This is a genomic window from Methylobacterium ajmalii (assembly GCF_016613415.1).
GTDB lineage: Bacteria > Pseudomonadota > Alphaproteobacteria > Rhizobiales > Beijerinckiaceae > Methylobacterium > Methylobacterium ajmalii.
The window spans coordinates 33,923-52,323 of record NZ_JACWCT010000110.1 but is presented as its reverse complement, the minus strand read 5'-3'; the positions used below and the strand labels follow the sequence as shown (position 1 = coordinate 52,323).

Below are 18,401 nucleotides of genomic sequence, written 5' to 3'. Positions count from 1 at the left end.
ACCTCGTCGAGGCCGCCGCCCTCGCCCGGGCCGGCCGCCGCCCGGCCGGGGCCGGCCGCGTCGTGGCGCTGGCGCCGATGGGCGAGCCGAGCGGAGCCGCGGTGCTCTCCTCCGGCCTCGCCGACGCCCTGCTGCGCTGGCCGCTCGCCCAGGCCGAGTGGCGCCCGGCGCTCGCCGCGCTCGCCACCGGCGGCGCCTTCGCGGGAATCGGCGCCGAGGCCGGTCCGGTCGCGGCCTTGCCGCGCTACCCTCACGCCCGGGTGCTGGTGGCCGACGACAACCCGGTCAACCGCGAGGTCGCGGTCGAGGCGCTCGGCCGCCTCGGCGTTACCCGCGTGGTTACCGTCGAGGACGGCTACCGCGCCCTCGAGGCGGCGCGTGAGGGCGCCTTCGACCTGATCCTGATGGATGGCAGCATGCCGGTCCTCGACGGCTTCGACGCCGCCCGGGCGATCCGGCAGTGGGAGGCCGCGCAAGGGACGCCCCGCACCGCCATCGTGGCGGCGACCGCCCACGTGGTCGGCACGTCGGCCGAGGCCTGGCGCGAGGCCGGGATGGACGGGGTGCTGCTCAAGCCCTTCACGCTCACCGACCTCGCCCGCATCCTCGCGGCCGCGCTCGGGGAGGACGGGACGGTCGCCGCCGAGGCGGAGACGGCTTTCGCGGCCGAGGCCGCCGGCCCACCCGCCGCGCTCCTCGATCCCGATACCGTCACGAGCCTCGCCGAGATGGCGGAGGGCTCCGGTTCGGCCTTCGTCGAGCGGGTGCTCGGGCTGTTCTCGGCCCACGGCCCCGACGGGCTGTCCGCCCTCAGGGCGGCGGGCGACGACGCCGAGGCCGCCGCCCGGGCGGCGCACGGGCTCAAGTCGATGAGCCTCAACGTCGGCGCCGCCGCGCTGGCCGCGCACCTGCGCGACATCGAGCATGCGGCGCGGGTCGAGGGACGGGGCCCCGACGAGGCGGCGCTCGCGCCGCTCGACGGCCTGCTCGCGGCGAGCATCGCGGCTCTCTACGGGCACTTCGACCTGCCGGCCCCGGTGCCGGCCCTGCGCGACGCGGCCTGACCCGCGCCCCGCTCTCCTTCGGCGCCCGATCGGCCGGACCCTTCCGGCATCCCGCAGCGTTACCATGTGACCGGCCACGGCCACGCTCGATGCGGGTCGGCGGCCGTCCCGAAGCGGAACCAGCCCCGAGGAGCGCGAGACGACCATGGCCCACGAGAGCAGCGGCGCGATCTACACCGCCGCGGGCGCCAACCTGGCGATCGCCGTGGCGAAGTTCGTCGGCGCCTTCTTCACCGGCAGCAGCGCGATGCTGGCCGAGGGCGTTCACTCGGTGGTCGACACCGCCAACCAGATCCTGCTCCTCGTCGGCCTCAAGCGGGCGCAACGTCCGGCCGATGCGCGCTTCCCCTTCGGCTACGGCCGCGAAGTCTACTTCTACGCCTTTCTGGTCGCCCTGCTGATCTTCCTCGGCGGCGGCGCCTTCGCGGTCTACGAAGGCATCCACAAGCTCCAGCACCCCGAGCCCGCCGCCGACGCGGTGATCCTCGGCCGCACCATTCCGGGCTACGTCGTCAATCTGGCGATCCTCGGCTTCGCGGTCGCGGCGGAGGGGTATTCCTGCTTCGTCGCGCTGAAGGCGTTCTGGGGCGAGAAGGGCAAGCTGCCGCCGGTCACCGCGATCCGCCGCAGCAAGGACCCGGCCCTGTTCACCGTGCTGGTCGAGGACGTGGCGGCGCTGACCGGCCTCGTCGTGGCGATCGGCGGCGTGGTTCTGGCCGAGACACTGGACCAGCCCGCCTACGACGGCGCTGCCTCGATCGTGATCGGGCTGATCCTGATCGGCATGGCGATCTTCCTGATGATCGAGACCCACGGCCTCCTCGTCGGCGAGGCAGCGGAGCCCGAGCTGGTCGGGGCGATCCGAGAGATCGTGCGCTCCGAGCCGGGTGTGAACCACGTCAACGAGGTGCTGACCCAGCATCTCGGGCCGGCCGACATCCTGGTCAATGTCAGCCTCGACATCGACGACCGGCTCACCGGCGGCGAGATCGAGCGGCTGGTCAGCCAGCTCGAGGCACGGATGAAGGCCCGGAGCCCCAAGGTCCGGCGCGTCTTCATCGAGATCCAGGCCCGTCACGCCGCCGCCAGCCAGGCGGAGCGCCAGTCGCCCGTCCCGGCGGCGTGACCCCGATGCCGGCCCGGGTGCCCGCATGCATCCGGGCCGGCGACAGAGCTGTGGCTCGATCGACACGACGCTCGGTTGATGTTTATACAATTATCCGCGAATTCAGGTCGCGTTTTGCAACCTTGAGTATATTACAATTGGTTGCATCTGTATGAAATCCACAGGAACTACCTGATTTCATCGCCGCGTTGCTGATGCCAGCTTGCGATTGCGCGAAAGACTTGCCAAGATTCTGTGGGATCGGGCGGTGCTCTGTGAGGGCCTCGTGCGCAACGGCTCCCAAGAAGACCGAGTGGCGGTGCGGACCCGGACCGGCCTGCTCCGACGCCGCCGTCCATCACACTCTCGAAGCGGAAACCCAATGATGTCAGACGTGGAAACTCACGACCAGGAGCCGGGCGAGCTCGTCATGCTCACGGCCGATATCGTGTCGGCCTACGTGTCGAAGAATTCGGTTCCGGTCGGAGAGCTGGGAAGCCTGATCGCGGCCGTCCACGCCTCGCTCGAGCGCGTCGCCGCCCCGCCGGCCCCCGAGCCCGAGAAGCCCACGCCGCCGGTGCCGATCCGCAAGACCGTCACGCCCGACTACATCATCAGCCTCGAGGACGGTAAGCCCTACAAGTCGCTCAAGCGCCACCTGACCACCCGCGGACTGTCACCGGACCAGTACCGCCAGAAGTGGGGCCTGCCGCACGACTACCCGATGGTCGCCGCGACCTACGCCGCCCAGCGGTCCGAGCTCGCCAAGAGCTCCGGCCTCGGCCAGCAGCGCAAGAACCGCGGTCGGTAGGCCGCGCAGGCGGACGGTCTTCCGCCCGCCGCCCGGAAACGAACGAAGCCTGCCCGGCCCTCGGCCCGGCAGGCTTTTTCGTGCGGATCCTTCAGGGGCCCGGTGGGCCGGATACGGGCGGACGGCCTCCCGGCTCAGGGGGCGTCGGGGTCCCGCGGCGCGGCCGGGGCGAACAGGTCCTCGGGCGGCTCGACGACGACCCGGCGGCCCGCGACGTCGATCTCCGGCACGAAGGCCTTGGTGAAGGGCAGGAGGGCCGGACTGCCGCCGGAGGCCGGCGCGATCTCCAGGAGGTCGCCGCCGCCGTAGTTCGGTACCGCCTTCACGGTGCCGACGGGGTTGCCGGCGCGGTCGACGACGGCGAGGCCGACGAGGTCGGCGGTGAAGAACTCGTCCTCCTCCTCCGGCGCGCCGAGGCGGTCGCGGGCGACGTAGAGGGCGAGGCGGTTCAGGCTCTCGGCATCGTCGCGGCCGGCAATGCCCGCGATGCGGGCGATCAGGATGTCGTGGGCTCCCGCGGCGGGTCGCAGGGACAGGATCTCGACCCGGCGGCCGTCGGCCCCGGTGAGCGGCCCGTAGGACCCGATCGCGGCCGGGTCGGCGGTGTAGGATTTCAGCCGGACCTCGCCCCGCAGGCCGTGGGCGCGGCCGCATTCCCCCAGCAGGACGAAAGCCGGGTCGCCGGCGATCCGGTCGATCCGCACCGGTCCGGCCGGAGGGGCGGCGCCCCGGGGCTCGGCCCCGGAGCGCGGATCCTGCGCGGGCGCGCCGGCGCCCCGGCGCGGGTCGGAGCCCCCGCGGCCGGGTCCTTTGGGGACCCGGCCGCCCGGGGGGCGGGCGTCGGGACGGCGCGCCATGGCGGAGGTCTTACTCAGCCGAATCGGCGGCGCCGGCCTTCTCGGCGCGGGCGGCGGCGCGCTCCTTGGCCTTGGTGCCGGGCTCGGCCTTCTGCGGGTTGTTGCGGGTCGGACGCTTGGCGAGGCCGGCGGCGTCGAGGAAGCGCAGGACGCGGTCGGTCGGCTGGGCGCCCTTGGCGAGCCAGGCCTGGACCTTCTCGGTCTCCAGGACGACGCGGGCCGGATCGTCCTTGGGCTTCATCGGGTCGTAGGCGCCGACTTTCTCGATGAAGCGGCCGTCGCGCGGCGCGCGGGCGTCGGCGACGACGATGCGGTAGTAAGGGCGCTTCTTGGCGCCGCCACGGGTGAGGCGGATCTTGAGGGACATGTCTTTCTCCTAGAGCTGTCAGTTTAGCGTGTGGCGGATCTCGATCCGGGCATGAGGCTCGACGTTGCCGATGTCTTCGCCGGAACGGATTTCGATGGCTCCGAGGATGGAGCCGTGCTGGGTGCTCAGGGTGAGCACCCGTCCGCCCGCGAACCGCAGGCGGAGCGCGCGGTCGTAGCGGACGATCTCGTGAGCGATGACAGGTCCGTCATCGCCTCGTGTCACCTCGTCGTCGATCTCGTAGGACACGATCTCGATGCAGCGTAGAGGGCCGAAGTCACTTAGCTCGATCCACGAGCACGGCCCGACACTGTTCGCCTCCCTCCCGGCGATCGGCGAAACGGTGATGCCTTCTGGCACTGGCGTAATCACTGCTTTCAGCAAGTGAAAGTCGTCGTAAGGTATCTGAATCCAGTCGGACGTGATGTTGACGAAGGCGGACTGGTCTCCAGAGAGCGGAAAGGCGAGTGAGCGGCACGACATCAGGCCGGATGGCAGCTCGATCTCAATCGCATCCGCCGCAAAACGGGGGCGCTCGGGCCCGATCAACCGGCCAAGGGCCGAGATGTCGCCGTCGTCGAGGCGCCGTTCGTACAGCGAGGACGTGATGCCGTCTCCGCGCTCTCGAAAGCCGGAGGGCTTCATTTCTTCTTCCCGAACGGCAGCCCGCCGAGGCCCGGCAGCCCCGGCAGCTTGCCTCCGCCGAGGCCGGGCAGGCCAGGCGTGGTCTTGCCGGTCGCGCCGAGGTTCGACGGCATCGGCGGCAGCTTGCCGCCGAACTGCTTCTCCAGGGCGGCGATCTGCTCAGGCGTCGGCTCGGGCATGCCGCCGCCCATCATCTTGCCCACGCCCCCCATTCCGCCCCCCATGCCGCCGCCGCCGAGCCCGAACATGCTGCCGAGCGCCTGGCCGATGCCGCGCTTGCCCGAGCCCATGGCCTTCATCATGTCGGCCATGGTGCGGTGCATCTTGAGGAGCTTGTTGATCTCCGAGACGTCGACGCCGGCGCCCTTCGCCACGCGCTTCTTGCGCGAGGCCTTGAGCACGTCGGGGTTGCGGCGCTCCTCGGGGGTCATCGACGAGATGATGGCGCGCTGGCGCTTGAACATCTTCTCGTCGAGGTTGGCGCCCTCGACCTGCTTCTTGATCTGGCCCATGCCGGGCAGCATGCCCATCAGGCCGCCGATGCCGCCCATCTTCTCCATCTGGGCGAGCTGCATCGACAGATCGTCGAGGTCGAACTTGCCCTTGCGCATCTTCTCGGCGACGCGGAGGGCCTGTTCCTGGTCTATGGTCTCGGCCGCCTTCTCGACGAGCGAGACGATGTCGCCCATGCCGAGGATGCGGTTGGCGACGCGGGCCGGATGGAACTCCTCCAGCGCGTCGACCTTCTCGCCGGTGCCGACGAGCTTGATCGGCTTGCCGGTGACGGCGCGCATCGAGAGCGCCGCACCGCCGCGGGAATCGCCGTCCATGCGGGTGAGCACGATGCCGGTGACGCCGAGGCGCTCGTCGAAGGCGCGCGCCGTGTTGACCGCGTCCTGGCCGGTCAGCGCGTCGGCGACGAGCAGCACCTCGTGCGGGTTGGTGGCCGCCTTGACGTCGGCGGCCTCCTGCATCAGCGCCTCGTCGAGGGTGACGCGGCCGGCGGTGTCGAGCATCACCACGTCCAAGCCGCCCAGCCGCGCCGCCTCCATGGCGCGCTTGGCGATCTGCACCGCCGACTGGCCGGCGACGATCGGCAGCGACTCGACGCCGACCTGTTTCGCCAGCACCGCCAGCTGCTCCATGGCGGCCGGGCGGCGGGTGTCGAGGGAGGCGAGCAGCACCCGGCGCTTGTCGCGCTGGGTCAGGCGCCGGGCGATCTTCGCCGTCGTGGTGGTCTTGCCCGAGCCCTGGAGGCCGACCATCAGGATGCCGACGGGAGCCGGCGCGTTGAGGTCGATGATGCCGGCCTCGCCGCCCAGCATCGCCACGAGCTGGTCGTTGACGATCTTCACGACCATCTGGCCGGGCGTCACCGACTTCAGCACGACGGCGCCGACCGCCTGCTCGCGCACCTTCTCGGTGAAGGAGCGCACGACCTCGAGGGCGACGTCGGCCTCCAGGAGTGCGCGGCGCACCTCGCGCAGGGCGGCGGTGACATCGGCCTCGGTCAGGGCGCCGCGGCGGGTCAGCCCGGACAGGATGCCGGAGAGACGGTCGGAGAGGCCTTCGAACATGCGCGTCAGTCTCCGGGGATTATTCGTCTACGCCCGCGGAGGCGGCGCGCCGGGCCTGGAGGGCGCCCTCGAAGTGGTTCAGCGCCCGCTCGAACTTGTCGCGGCAATCGGGATTGCAGAAGCCGACGACCGCGCCGTTGTAGAGCGTCAGCGAGTCGGCCGCGACGGGCTTGCCCGACCAGGGGCAGAGCTCGTTCACCGCGTCCTCGATGCGCAACGGCTGGGGGTCGGTCCTGGTCATCCGGTCTCCTGCGGTCCGCCCGTCGGGGCGGCGGGTCACGAGGATTCGCCCAACGCAAGTCGCGCCCGAGGGCGCATCGCGCTGTCGGGCGTTGACCTCCGGCCTCACGGGCCGGTCGGCGTCGGGACGAGACCTCGTCCTTGAGTGGCGCGGCTTACCGGCCGCCGCCCGCGATGTCAAGGCGGGACAGACACGGGACGTCGGGGCAGGGGCGTGTTTACCGGTTCTTAACCATCTCGCCGTTAACTCGCGAGCAAGATTTGCAGGAGACGCGGCGTGTCCGAACCCGCTTTGAAGACGCAGACCACCGCCGCGCCGCGGCCGGCCCAGGGCCCGCTCCAGGACTGGCTCGCGACCCTCTCGCGGATCGACGCCGCCGATCAGGCCCACGGCGCGCCGCGCCGCCAGGCGGAGGCCCAGGCGGCCTGGGAGCCGCGCATCGTCGCCCCGGCCGAGGTCGCCAAGACCACCACGGCGGCCGAGACCGTCAAGGCGCCCGCCGCGGGACCGGACATCGAGATGCCGGGCCTGCGCGGCGAGGACGACGACCTCGCCGCCCTGATGGCCGAGAACATGATGCTCAAGGCGCGGCTGCGCCAGGAGAACGCGCGCTACGACGAGCTGCAGGCGATGCTGGCCGACGAGCTGCGCGCCCTGCGCTCCCACGTGCAGCAGGAGGTCGACAAGGCCGAGGAGCTGCGGGCCGAGCGCGACCTGTGGATGGCCCGGGCCGAGGCCCTGGCCCAGCCGCTGTTCCAGCGCCGCTGACGCCCGAACCCGGCCGGGAACGCCCGCGCCCGGCCGCAGAACGCAACGCCCCGGCATCGAGCATCGATGCCGGGGCGTTGCGTTTCGGGGGGCCCTGCGGCGCCGCTCGTCGGCCGCGTCGGCCGCGTCGGCCGCGTCGCCGCCGACAACGACCGGAGAAGCCCGCCCTTCGGTCGCCTCGCCCGGGGCTCAGGCCGGCGTCGCGGGGGCCGCGTCGAGCACCTCGCCGTAGATCACCGCGAGCTCTTCCGCCTGCTGGTGCGCGGTCCGGATCGGTGCCGTGAAATCGGGCACGCGCAGGTGGATCTCCGGGTTCTCGTCGATGAAGCGCAACGCCGCCAGCAGCCCGGTCTCGTCAGACACGTCGACGACGTAGCCGTTTCGGCCCTCGGCGACGCAGTCGCCGACCGCGCCCCGGTTCGAGGCCACGACCCAGCATCCCGAGGCGACCGCTTCCCGGGTCACCAGGCCGTAGCTCTCCGGCCAGACCGAGGGCGCCAGCAGCACGTCGATGGCCGCGTAGAGGCCCCCGACGCTCGATTGCGGGAACTTGCCCCGGATCGTGACCGGCACGCTGCCCCACTCCTCGCTCACCTGCTCGGTCGGATGCATGGCGTGGTCGATGAGCAGCAGGCTCAGGTTCCGGAACGGCTCGTTGCGGATCACGTTGCGGATCAGGCCGTAGCCCTTGTGGTCGGCCAGTCCCCCGATGAAGCCGAGGCGCACCCGGCCGGTCGGGCTCTCGGTCCGCGTCACCTCCGGCAAGCGCGAGACGCCGTTCTCGACCACCTCGATCTCCGAGAGGCCGACCTTCCGGCACAGGTCGCCGAAGGGCTGCGACACGGTCAGCACGCGGGCGGCGCCCTTCAGGCAGCGCAACAGCGTCCGCGCACGCGCGTAGCCGTCGCTCATGAACGTGTCGAGCGAAGCCTTGCCGCTGTAGTCGTAGGTCTCGACCACCCGGTTGCCGTTGGTCAGGAACTGGTTCGGCGAGATCCACCAGCCGTCGTGCATCGTGATCAGGTAGGGGATGCGGCGGCGGATCGCCGTGGTGACGCAGGACGTGGTCAGCCGCTGGATGCAGTGGAAGTGGATCAGGTCCGGCACGATCCGGTCGAGGACGCGGTCGAAGACGCGGCCCATCTCGGGGTCCTCGACGAAGCTGTCGATGTCCGGGTGGATCGCGGCGGTGATGCAGAACACCCGCACGCCGTCGCGCATGTACCAGTCGAGAGCGTAGGGGGTCGAGCCGCCCTCGAGGGTGCAGATCACGTCGATCTGCCACTCGGGCCCCAGGATGGTGCGCAGCGAGCGGACGTTGTCGTGGACCACCCGCGTCGCGCCGCCGATGGCCTGCGGCGGGTAGAATACGTTGACGATGACGAGCTTGCGGCGCGGCGCGAGTTGGCGTGCCGTCGTGCGGTCGATGATCTCGGCCAGGCCGCGGGCCTGGCGTTCGAGGCCGTAGCGCTCGACCACGACGCGCTTGGCCGCCGCGCCGATCCGGGCCCGGTCCTCGGGCGAGCGGACCAGGCGGTCGAGGGCGGCGTGGAACGCGTCGCTAGTCTCGCACAGGAAGCCGGTCTCGCCCTCGACGATCACCTCGCGATGCGTCTGCGTGCTGCTGACCACGGACGGGATGCCGAACATCGCGGCCTCCATCCACTTGATCTCGCTCTTGCAGTCGTTGAACACGTCCGGCACCAGCACCGAGATGTTGATGTCGGCCTCGCGCAGGAGGTCCCAGTACGACGCCACGTTGGCGATCGGCCGGGACGCGATGATGTAGTCGGACCAGGGCCGCAGCAGGTCGGAGACCGTGATCTCGCCGATCACCACGATGCGGATGCGCCCGCCATGGGTCTCGAACAGGCGCGCGAGAGCCGGCTCGATCAGCCGCTCGAAGTCGAGCTTGTGGGCCTTGGTGCCCGAACCGTAGAAGATCGTGACAGCGTCGCGAGACGAGGTCGCCTCGCCCTGCATGCTGACGAGGTGGGGGCTGCTCAGGGCGTTCGGCTGGTGGAACACCGTCCCGGTACGGACCCGGCGCTCCAGGTGCCGGGCGAGGCTCGGCGTCGAGGCCATGCCGTAATCGCACAGCGCGGCGGCTTCCGCGAACAGGCAGACGCCGCAGGCCATCGATGCGTGCTGGCGCGCATCGATCAGGCCGACATAGGTCTCAAGCCCCGGCGGAAAATACTGCGAGTCGAACACCAGGTCGTCGATGTCGTAGATCGTCATGATCCCGAGCTCGGCGGTCTTCGTGATGGCGTCGACGACATTCGGGAAGGCGGGCACCCGATAGAAGATCGTGTAGTCGGTCTGGATCAGGTCGGCCATGTAGCGGCCGTGATCTTTGGTGTAGTCGTAGACCTCGACCTCGTAACCGGCCGCCGCGAGCTGCTCGGCGCGCTGGTCGACGCGGTAGAAGCGGCATTGCGCGAGATCGCAATTGGCGTAGACGGCGACCCGGCGGACGCGGCCGGTGCCGACAGGCCGCTCGCCGTCCCGGGCGAGGGAGCGCGCCGCCGCGGTCACCTGCGCGCGGGCCTCGTCGTAACCCGCCGAGAGGGCGATGTCCGCGCTCTTCTCCCAGACGTCGTAGAAGGCCTTCTCCCGGATCTCGCGCAGCCGCAGGCGCAGGCCGACGTCGCCCGGATATTTCGCCACCCCCGCCGCCATGGCGCCCGCCGCAGCCTCGGTCTCTCCGAGCTCGATCAGGCCGTTGGCGAGATGCAGGAAGGTCCACTCGTTGCTGGCGTCGATCGCCACGACGTGGCGGCGCAGGCGCGTGGCCAGGGCGAGATTGCCGCCGCGGTGGATCAGGTCGGCCCGGTGGTTGAGGGCGCGCGGGTGCGTGGGAATCTGGTTGAGCGCGCGGACATACAGTTCGGCGGCCTCGGCGCTTCGGCCCTGCTTGGCGCGCGCGTCGCCGACATCGACCAGGAAGCCGGCGGAGGCGGGATCGCCCGCATCCTGCGTCCACTCGATCAGATCCCGCACGACCCGGCTCGGCGTCGCGGGATCGTCCTCGCCCGCCGCGAGCCGGGCTGCGACGAAGGAGGCGACCGCCCGCGGCAGCTTCGCCTCGTGAACGAAGCGGACGAGCACGGTCAGGTTCGGCCAGTACGGCGCGTCCCGGCCGCTCCTCAGCCAGAGCTCGTAGCGCTCCTTGCGCGTCGTCCCGGCCAGGGCGTCGTCGCCGCTATACTCGGCGCGGAAGAAATCGTCGTCGAAAGCGCCTTCGAGCGAGATGTCGTGCTGCTCGTACTGGCCGATCTCACAGAAATGGCGGATACATTCCGCCTTGTTGAGAAACTTGCCGACCTGCTTGATATATTGATATTGATAAAAATTATGGTCGAAATAGTCCCGGAAGCACGGCGTGTTGACCCCGTGATTGCAGGCGATCTCCTCCTCGTTGAAATACACGAGCTGATCGACAGGCGTCTGCAGGTGCTGCCGGACGAGCGCCACGGCATCCGCGGGCGGCAGCCCGCGCGGCACCGAGACGCCGTACAGCTGGAGAATGAATTCCGCCTCGTAATAGAGGGGCGTGTGGCTGCGATTCTCGGCCCGGCCGTGTTCGTGGTAGTGCTTCAGCCGCCCGGCCGTCGACGGGATCGCGAGGGCGATGTCGGGATTGGCGGCGACGTAGCTCGCGAGGTTGAAGCCCCGCGGCAGGCCGGCCGGCGCGGACCCGGCCGCCTCGGACGGCGCGCCGTAGAGCCTGTTCTCCGCCCGGCCGTGCTCGATGTAATGGAGGGCCGCCTCGAAATCCCACCGGACCGCCGTGGCGACGTCGGGATTCAGGCGCAGATACGTCCCGGCGTCGAAGTCCTTGGGCAGCTTGTCGTCGGCCGCGACGGCGGCGCGGGCGAGCGCCTCGCTGCCGAACCGCCCCTCCTTGCGTCCGAACTCCTTCCAGTGCGTGACGATCTCGTCGTCCGTCGCACCGTGCATGTCGGCGTAGTAATCCCGATAAAACGTCACGTCGAGCGCGGTGTCACGTTTGCGCGCGCCGAGCCGCGGTAGCCTGAAAAAATTCATGTCGCCCCTCGCTGTCACCGATCGCGTCGTGGAATATCTCTGATCAATACTGTCTTGAAGGTGCCGATCGGGAACAAGGATGGCTGCCCGTGCAATCCTTGCCTGTATTTCCCGATGAAACAGCTCTTTCGCACTGCAAAAACGAGTGGATGTACGGGCCGGGCCGAGACGATGTCAAGCGCGCGGGGTCCGCGGGAACGCCGGCTCCGTGCCGGCGCGCGCGACGCGCGCAGCAGCCGGCCCGCCGGGCGATTTCCCGTGCGGCGCAAAATGCTCTAGAGCGGCGGCGCCATTTCTCGCAGACCCACGATGTCGCATAACAGCTTCGGCCACCTCTTCCGCGTCACCACCTTCGGCGAGAGCCACGGGCCGGCCCTCGGCTGCGTCGTCGACGGATGCCCGCCGCTGATCCCGCTCGACGTGGCGGAGATCCAGGCCGACCTCGACCGGCGCCGGCCGGGCCAGTCGCGCTTCACCACCCAGCGTCAGGAGCCGGACCAGGTCCGTCTCCTCTCGGGCGTCTTCGCCGACGAGCGCACGGGCGGGCGCCAGCTCACCACCGGCACGCCGATCGCGCTGATGATCGAGAACGTCGACCAGCGCTCGAAGGACTATTCCGAGATCCGCGACAGCTACCGGCCGGGCCACGCCGACTACGCCTACGATGCCAAGTACGGCATCCGCGATTATCGCGGCGGCGGCCGCTCCTCGGCTCGCGAGACCGCGGCGCGGGTGGCGGCCGGGGCCATCGCCCGCAAGGTGCTGGCCGGGGTCACCATCCGCGGCGCCCTGGTGCAGATCGGCCCGCACGCGATCGACCGGTCCCGGTTCGACTGGGACGAGGTACCGAACAACCCGTTCTTCTGCCCGGACGCGACCGCGGCGGCGGAGTGGGCCGTCTATCTCGACGGGATCCGCAAGGCCGGCTCGTCGGTCGGCGCGGTGATCGAGGTGGTGGCCGAGGGCGTGCCCGTCGGCCTCGGCGCGCCGATCTACGGCAAGCTCGACGCGGATCTCGCCGCCGCCATGATGTCGATCAACGCCGTCAAGGGCGTCGAGATCGGCGACGGCTTCGCGGCCGCCGCCCTGCGGGGCGAGGACAACGCCGACGAGATGCGGCCCGGCAACGACGGCCGGCCGTTCTTCGTCGCCAACCATGCCGGCGGGGTGCTCGGCGGCATCTCGACCGGCCAGCCCCTGGTCTGCCGCTTCGCCGTCAAGCCGACCTCCTCGATCCTGACCCCGCGGGCGAGCGTCACCCGCGACAACCGTCCGGTCGACGTGCTGACCAAGGGCCGGCACGACCCCTGCGTCGGCATCCGGGCTGTGCCGGTGGGCGAGGCGATGATGGCCTGCGTGCTCGCCGACCACCTCCTGCGCCACCGGGCGCAGGTCGGGACCGAGCCTGGCACCACGCCGGCGTTTCAGCCGGAGTGAAATCACGACGATTTCAGTTGGACTGAAATCGTCGTGGGTCTATGACGGGGTCGTGAAACTCGGCGACTGGCTCCGGCAGCAGGGCGTGACCCGCATCGACTTCGCGCGGCGCTGCGGGCTCTCCCCGGCGGCGGTGACGGGGTTGTGCAACAATCCCGAGCCCTGGCTCTCGCGGGAGACGGCGACCGCCGTGGCGCAGGCGACCGGCGGCGCCGTCACCCCCAACGACTTCCTGGGGCTCGTCCCCTCGGGGCTTGGCCCCTCGCGGCAGGAGATGCCCGTGTCCCACGCATCGATCATCGAGGCCCTCGACGCCTTCGCCCGCGGCGAAATCGTGGTCGTCACCGACGACGACGACCGCGAGAACGAGGGCGACCTCGTCGTCGCCGCCTCGCTCTGCACGCCGGAGAAGATGGCGTTCATCATCCGCAACACCTGCGGCATCGTCTGCACGCCGGTCACGGTGGCGGAGGCCAAGCGCCTGCGCCTCGAGCCGATGGTGGCCTCGAACGACGCGCCGCTCGGCACCGCCTTCACGGTCACGGTCGACGTCAAGCACGGGCTGACCACCGGCATCTCGGCCGAGCAGCGCTGCAACACCGTGCGGGCGCTCGCCAACGGCAACATGGGCGCCGCCGACTTCGTGCGCCCCGGTCACGTCTTCCCGCTGATCGCCAAGGACGGCGGCGTGCTGATGCGCTCCGGCCATACCGAGGCCGCCGTCGACCTGTGCCGGCTGGCCAAGCTCCCGCCCGTCGGGGTGATCTGCGAACTCGCCAACGACGACGGCACCGTAATGAAGGGGCCGCAGATCACGGCCTTCGCCGAGAAGCATGGCCTCAAGCAGATCTCGGTCGCCGAGCTGATCTCCTACCGCCAGGCGCGCGAGAAGCTGGTCGAGCGGGTCGGCACCTTCCCGGTCAAGACCGAGTGGGGCGAGATGACCGGCTACGCCTACACCACGCCGTTCGAGCCGATGCAGCAATTCGCCTTCGTGCACGGGCGCATCGGCGAGGGCCGCGACGTGCTGGTGCGGCTGCACCGCTCGAACGTGGTGGCGGACGTGATCGAGGGCGGCCGCACCATCGAGGCGGTGATGCGCCGCTTCGCCCAGGAGGGCCGCGGCGTGCTGGTCTACCTGCGCGACGGCACCGCCGGCGTGCCGCTGTCGCAGTTGCCCGACGGGGCCGGCGAGGATGGCGCCGAGGCCGCCCGCGTCCGCCAGTGGCGCGAGGTGGGCCTGGGCGCCCAGATCCTGCGCGACCTTGGCGTAGTCTCGATCCGCAACATCTCGAGCGCGGCGCGCTCCTACGTCGGCCTGTCCGGCTTCGGCATCGAGATGGTCGGCGACGAGCCGCTGGAGGGGTAGACCCGAGAATTACCCCATAGGCTGTGTGCGAAAGTTGTTCGCACACAGCCTTCTAAGTGTCTCTCACAAAACTCCCGACCACCGCCTCGGCTTGCTGTGGCAGCGACATTGCGGCGGGAGTTTTGTGAGGTGCACTAATTTAATCTGCTGCTTTATAGATTGATTGCAATAAGGATGTATTAAATCGCCGTTTTCTAGTGCGCCTGTTCCGCCATCGCGAACTGGAATTTTATGATCATAAGAAACCGACTTGGCTGGGTCGAGCAAGCCAGAGCATACTGAGCATCGCATGGCTGTATCTATGGCTCTGCGTACAAATATAGCGGACTTTGTGTCATCACTAAATGCAACGTTTGTTGCCGCAGTAGTTATATCCAATATTCTTCCTCGCGCTCCTAGATGCTCTAGGACTTCCTCAATTTTTACTTCTCGATCTTTACTATATTTATCAATTAAAAATTCCAATAAATCCTTCATTTTTGCAATACGAACACTTCTATTCATGTTTTGGAGCAAAATACCAATAAGAGATTTATTTTCAACAAGGAAATCTTCCATTTTTCTTCTGGATATTGTAAACTTCTTAAAATAGCCAGAGTCATTGTTTTTTAACTTGCTGGATATTAGGCTGACCATGCCAAGAAAGAGAAATCTGCTATGTTTACCCTTTTCGTTATAAAAATACACAGCTGGATGCAATCCGAGACTTCCATGAGCGTTTCCGGTGATTCTATTCACAACACTGAGGGCGCTAGCTAAAACTGTTATAGTTTTATCGCCTTTTTCATCGTCATCATAGCTTGCAATGTTGTTTGTAGCTGACTGCGACGAATCGCAAATAAACAAAAAATCAACAAGCAAGGCAAGCGCATCTGTGGGCGCCACCGTGCCTCCCAACGGAAGGTCTAATGTCTTTATTGGCTGATTAATCTCCGGCTCAAATAGTACTGCATAGATTTCAGATGCAGTTTTTTCGATTTTTGCTTGAATTTCTTTATCGAAAGCGGACCAGTATTTATGGCCAACACCAGCGCGCAGTATCGCTCTCGCACCAATAGCTATCGGTTTTTTTCGGTTTCTTAGCAGTAATTCTTCTGTATCATCAAGGGGCGTTCCCTGAGAATTAATTTTAAAAAAAGATGTCTCCGCCACGGACGCCGTACCCTGCACCCACTGCAAATTTAAGCCCCGCGTGAACAGCAATTGAGATCTTTTAGCATCAATATCGCTCACTGCTAATTTTGTCCCAACCAAACCTTTTAGCTTAGAAAATCTACCAATTTTTGACTCAATTAACGACCTAGTCCTCTTCGCTATTCGCTTCTGCTCTGCCGATATTTCGCCGTTATAAAATTGTCTGGAAATAGGGCCGTCGCCATAATCATCCTCCATCCAAGCTCTGAGTGCGCTGAGGCGATGCCCTCCGTCAATTACAAAAATATACGTAGAGGATTTCCATAAAATCAGCGAAGGAATAAGCTCATTATCAAGAAAACTCGCAACAAAAGTCACCAATTGATTGGGCGACCAGTGATTTGTTTCGCGTTGAAAATCTGGTTTTCTTAGCAAGCGTCTTACTGGAGAGTGCATCTCTAGATTTGAAGCTGGAAAATTTTGAAAAAGATCCATGGTATAATCGCCATCTTCAGTGGCAAAGTCTTCTCTTTGAATCATCGCATCTAGATTTACTCGGCTGGCCACGAACGCCTCCCTGAATATATTATTCCTTATAATCCGACAAAAAATTTGTAAAGGAGAATTTTGGCCAATCCGAAAATCTTCACAATATATAACACGTACGAAAATTTAAATGTCAATTCGATAAGTAAAAACACAATTTAGCGACGTATTCGTATACAGTATTCACAGCACTTTTCAAACTACATCAGCCTTTATGATATAATACAATGTGAATATTTACTAAAACAAACTCATGCAGCCATTGTTTTATCGTCCCATCAACGTCTCGACATGGGCGGCGACCGACTTCGACAGCCCGATCAGGTCGTAGCCGCCCTCCAGCAGCGAGACGACCCGGCCGCCGCAGCGGCGGTCCGCCACCTCCATCACCGCCCGGGTCGCCCAGGCGAAGTCGGCCTCGGTCAGCTTCAGGTTGGCGAGCGGGTCGCGCCAATGGGCATCGAACCCGGCCGAGATCACGATCAGGTCGGGCCGGAAGGCCTCGAGGCGGGGCAGCACGCCGTGGCTGAAGGCCTCCCGGAAGGCGTCGCCGTCGTCGCCCGCATGCAGCGCCACGTTGACGATGGTGTCGTGCTCGCCGCGCTCGGAGGGGGCGCCGGTGCCGGGAAACAGCGGCATCTGGTGGGTCGAGGCGTAGAGCACGCTCGGATCGTCCCAGAAGATGTCCTGCGAGCCGTTGCCGTGGTGGACGTCCCAGTCGACCAGCGCGACCCGGGCGGCGCCGTGGTGCCGGCGCGCGTGGCGCGCCGCGACGGCCGCGGTGTTGAACAGGCAGAAGCCCATGGCGCGCTCGCGCTCGGCGTGGTGGCCGGGCGGGCGCATCGCCGCGAAGGCGTTGGCGACGCGGCCCTCCATCACCTCGTCGACGGCGCGCACGGCGGCCCCGAGCGCCCGGCGCGCCGCCTCCAGCGAGCCCGGGGACATCACGGTGTCGGAATCGATGCCGACCAGCCCCTCGTCCGGCGCTGCCGCCGCGATGGCGGCGACGTAGTTCTCCGGATGGGCGAGCCCCGCGACCGAGAGGTCGGCGAGCGGCGCCTGCTCGCGCACGAGGGCGGCGAAGCGCTCGTCCTCCAAGGCCCGCTCGATCACCCGGATGCGGTCGGCCCGCTCGGGGTGGCCCGGCGGCGTGTCGTGGTCGAGGGAGGCCGGATGGCAGAGATAGAGCGTCGTCATCGTGCCCGCTTCGCGCGTTCCCCCGGGCCGGTCGTGCGACGGCCCATCCCTGGCCGGCACCGTGGCAGGGCCATGGCCCGGACGCAACACACGGCCGGCATCGTGCACAGCGGCGCGGGTCCGCGCTTCGCGGCCCAACGGCCACGCTTTACCGTCGAGGGAGACTGATTCGCCTGCTCGACAAGGTTCTCTCCCGATGCGCCGCCCCCGCCCCGCCCTCGCGCTCGTTCTGACGGGGGCCCTCCTGGCGCTGCCGGGCTGCATGTACAAGGCAACCCCCGATCCCGAACTGTCCGCGAAGGACAAGGAGTGGATGGCGATGGTGCCGGAGCCCGAGATCGACCGGCGCTTCGCCCGCTACATGATCGAGGACCCGACCGGTGAGGCGCCCGGCACCATCGTGGTCGAGACCAAGGAGCGCCAACTCTACTACGTCCTGCCCGACCGCAAGGCGATCCGCTACGGCGTCACTGTGGGCGACGAGGCCTATGGCTGGAACGGCACGGCGCGGATCTTCCGCAAGGCCGCCTGGCCGGACTGGCACCCGCCGGCCGAGATGATCAAGCGCTGGCCCCACGTCCACGCGATGCAGGGCGGCCCCGCCAATCCGCTCGGCGCCCGCGCCCTCTATCTGGCGGACGGCTCCGGCAAGGACACGCTCTATCGCATCCACGGCACCAACGAGCCGGAGCGGATCGGCCAGGCGGCGTCCTCGGGCTGCATCCGCATGCGCAACATCGACGTGGTCGACCTGTACAACCGGGTCGGCGCGGATGCCCGGGTGATCGTGCGGTAGGCCGGGCCCTCTTGACCGGGCCCCGTAGGGGGCCGCTTCCCGGCAGACGATCCGGTCTGCCGGGAACCATGCCGGCTTGCATTCGCCCGGTCATCGCAACGCTTTGGCAACGCCGTCCCGTTGCCGGGCTTTAACCTGAACAGGGATTCAGATCCCGCCGTTAACCTGTCGAAGCCCTCCCGCCCCGCATAGTCCTCTTCATACAGGGACAAGCACCGGCACAACAAAGGCCGGGGAGGCATGGACAGATGATCAACGCTTCGCTGCAACACTTCTGCAACCGTATCCTCGCCGCCGGCACCATCGGCCTGGAGGACGTGCGCGAGCTCGGCCGGACCGTGCTGCCCGACGGGCTGACCTGCCGCGACGAGGCCGACATGCTGTTCGGCCTCGACCGCGCGGTCCACACCGCCGACCCCGCCTTCGCCGACTGGCTG

Annotated in this window: 15 protein-coding genes and 1 pseudogene; 8 read left to right on the top strand and 8 right to left on the bottom strand. The window is 67.5% G+C overall.

The genetic code is table 11. The features are described from left to right. From HPY23_RS21085 to HPY23_RS21075, 3 genes are all read left to right on the top strand, one after another. A partial coding sequence (locus HPY23_RS21085) for a response regulator (protein ID WP_200649671.1) occupies positions 1–1,064 on the top strand: 1,064 nt, incomplete at its 5' end. Between the two features lie 145 nt (positions 1,065–1,209). Beyond that, positions 1,210–2,190 carry a cation diffusion facilitator family transporter gene (locus HPY23_RS21080; RefSeq protein ID WP_091890678.1) on the top strand — a complete coding sequence of 327 codons (981 nt, stop codon included), beginning with the start codon at positions 1,210–1,212 and terminating at the stop codon, positions 2,188–2,190. 361 nt (positions 2,191–2,551) lie between these two features. After that, the gene (locus HPY23_RS21075) at positions 2,552–2,980 is read left to right on the top strand and encodes a Ros/MucR family transcriptional regulator (protein WP_060847410.1); all 429 of its coding nucleotides are present in this window, start codon (positions 2,552–2,554) and stop codon (positions 2,978–2,980) included. A 134-nt stretch (positions 2,981–3,114) separates the two neighbouring features. Here HPY23_RS21075 and rimM read toward each other — a convergent pair whose 3' ends face one another. Genes rimM through HPY23_RS21050 form a run of 5 tightly spaced genes read right to left on the bottom strand, consistent with a single transcriptional unit; the run spans position 3,115 to position 6,667 of the window. After that, positions 3,115–3,837 carry a ribosome maturation factor RimM gene (rimM, locus tag HPY23_RS21070; RefSeq protein WP_091890675.1) on the bottom strand — a complete coding sequence of 241 codons (723 nt, stop codon included), beginning with the start codon at positions 3,835–3,837 and terminating at the stop codon, positions 3,115–3,117. Between the two features lie 10 nt (positions 3,838–3,847). Then, complete coding sequence (gene rpsP / locus HPY23_RS21065) at positions 3,848–4,204, bottom strand: 30S ribosomal protein S16 (RefSeq protein ID WP_060847411.1); 357 nt, start codon at positions 4,202–4,204, stop codon at positions 3,848–3,850. Positions 4,205–4,222: 18 nt separating this feature from the next. Next, positions 4,223–4,849, bottom strand: a complete 627-nt coding sequence (locus tag HPY23_RS21060; RefSeq protein WP_091890673.1) for a hypothetical protein — start codon at positions 4,847–4,849, stop codon at positions 4,223–4,225. After that, positions 4,846–6,426 (bottom strand): signal recognition particle protein, encoded by a 1,581-nt coding sequence (gene ffh, locus HPY23_RS21055; protein ID WP_091890670.1) that lies wholly within the window; start codon positions 6,424–6,426, stop codon positions 4,846–4,848. Before ffh ends, HPY23_RS21060 begins: the two co-directional genes overlap by 4 nt. Positions 6,427–6,445: 19 nt before the next feature. Further along, complete coding sequence (locus HPY23_RS21050; protein ID WP_060847413.1) at positions 6,446–6,667, bottom strand: eL24 family ribosomal protein; 222 nt, start codon at positions 6,665–6,667, stop codon at positions 6,446–6,448. Between the two features lie 276 nt (positions 6,668–6,943). Here HPY23_RS21050 and HPY23_RS21045 point away from each other — a divergent pair, with 276 nt between their 5' ends. Beyond that, positions 6,944–7,435 (top strand): hypothetical protein, encoded by a 492-nt coding sequence (locus HPY23_RS21045; RefSeq protein ID WP_060847414.1) that lies wholly within the window; start codon positions 6,944–6,946, stop codon positions 7,433–7,435. Positions 7,436–7,624: 189 nt separating this feature from the next. On the opposite strand, the gene HPY23_RS21040 is transcribed toward HPY23_RS21045, so the two are convergent. Beyond that, entirely contained in the window at positions 7,625–11,485 is a 3,861-nt protein-coding gene (locus HPY23_RS21040) for a glycosyltransferase (protein WP_091890667.1), read from the bottom strand. Positions 11,486–11,794: 309 nt separating this feature from the next. Between HPY23_RS21040 and aroC the strand changes: the two genes are divergently transcribed. Next, entirely contained in the window at positions 11,795–12,922 is a 1,128-nt protein-coding gene (gene aroC / locus HPY23_RS21035; RefSeq protein ID WP_091890664.1) for a chorismate synthase, read from the top strand. Between the two features lie 274 nt (positions 12,923–13,196). Further along, positions 13,197–14,291 (top strand): 3,4-dihydroxy-2-butanone-4-phosphate synthase, encoded by a 1,095-nt coding sequence (ribB, locus tag HPY23_RS21030; protein WP_210344365.1) that lies wholly within the window; start codon positions 13,197–13,199, stop codon positions 14,289–14,291. A gap of 63 nt (positions 14,292–14,354) precedes the next feature. Here ribB and HPY23_RS21025 read toward each other — a convergent pair whose 3' ends face one another. Both HPY23_RS21025 and HPY23_RS21020 read right to left on the bottom strand, forming a co-directional pair. Continuing rightward, entirely contained in the window at positions 14,355–15,992 is a 1,638-nt protein-coding gene (locus tag HPY23_RS21025) for an HNH endonuclease family protein (protein ID WP_200601639.1), read from the bottom strand. Between the two features lie 246 nt (positions 15,993–16,238). Further along, positions 16,239–17,168: a histone deacetylase family protein gene (locus tag HPY23_RS21020; protein WP_091890661.1), complete on the bottom strand. Its 930-nt coding sequence runs from the start codon at positions 17,166–17,168 to the stop codon at positions 16,239–16,241. A gap of 196 nt (positions 17,169–17,364) precedes the next feature. On the opposite strand from HPY23_RS21020, the gene HPY23_RS21015 reads away from it, so the two are divergent. Together HPY23_RS21015 and HPY23_RS21010 are read left to right on the top strand one after the other, a co-directional pair. Then, positions 17,365–17,964, top strand: a complete 600-nt coding sequence (locus HPY23_RS21015) for a L,D-transpeptidase (RefSeq protein WP_060847418.1) — start codon at positions 17,365–17,367, stop codon at positions 17,962–17,964. Positions 17,965–18,212: 248 nt separating this feature from the next. Continuing rightward, positions 18,213–18,401: pseudogene (locus tag HPY23_RS21010) on the top strand (hypothetical protein); the annotation flags it as partial.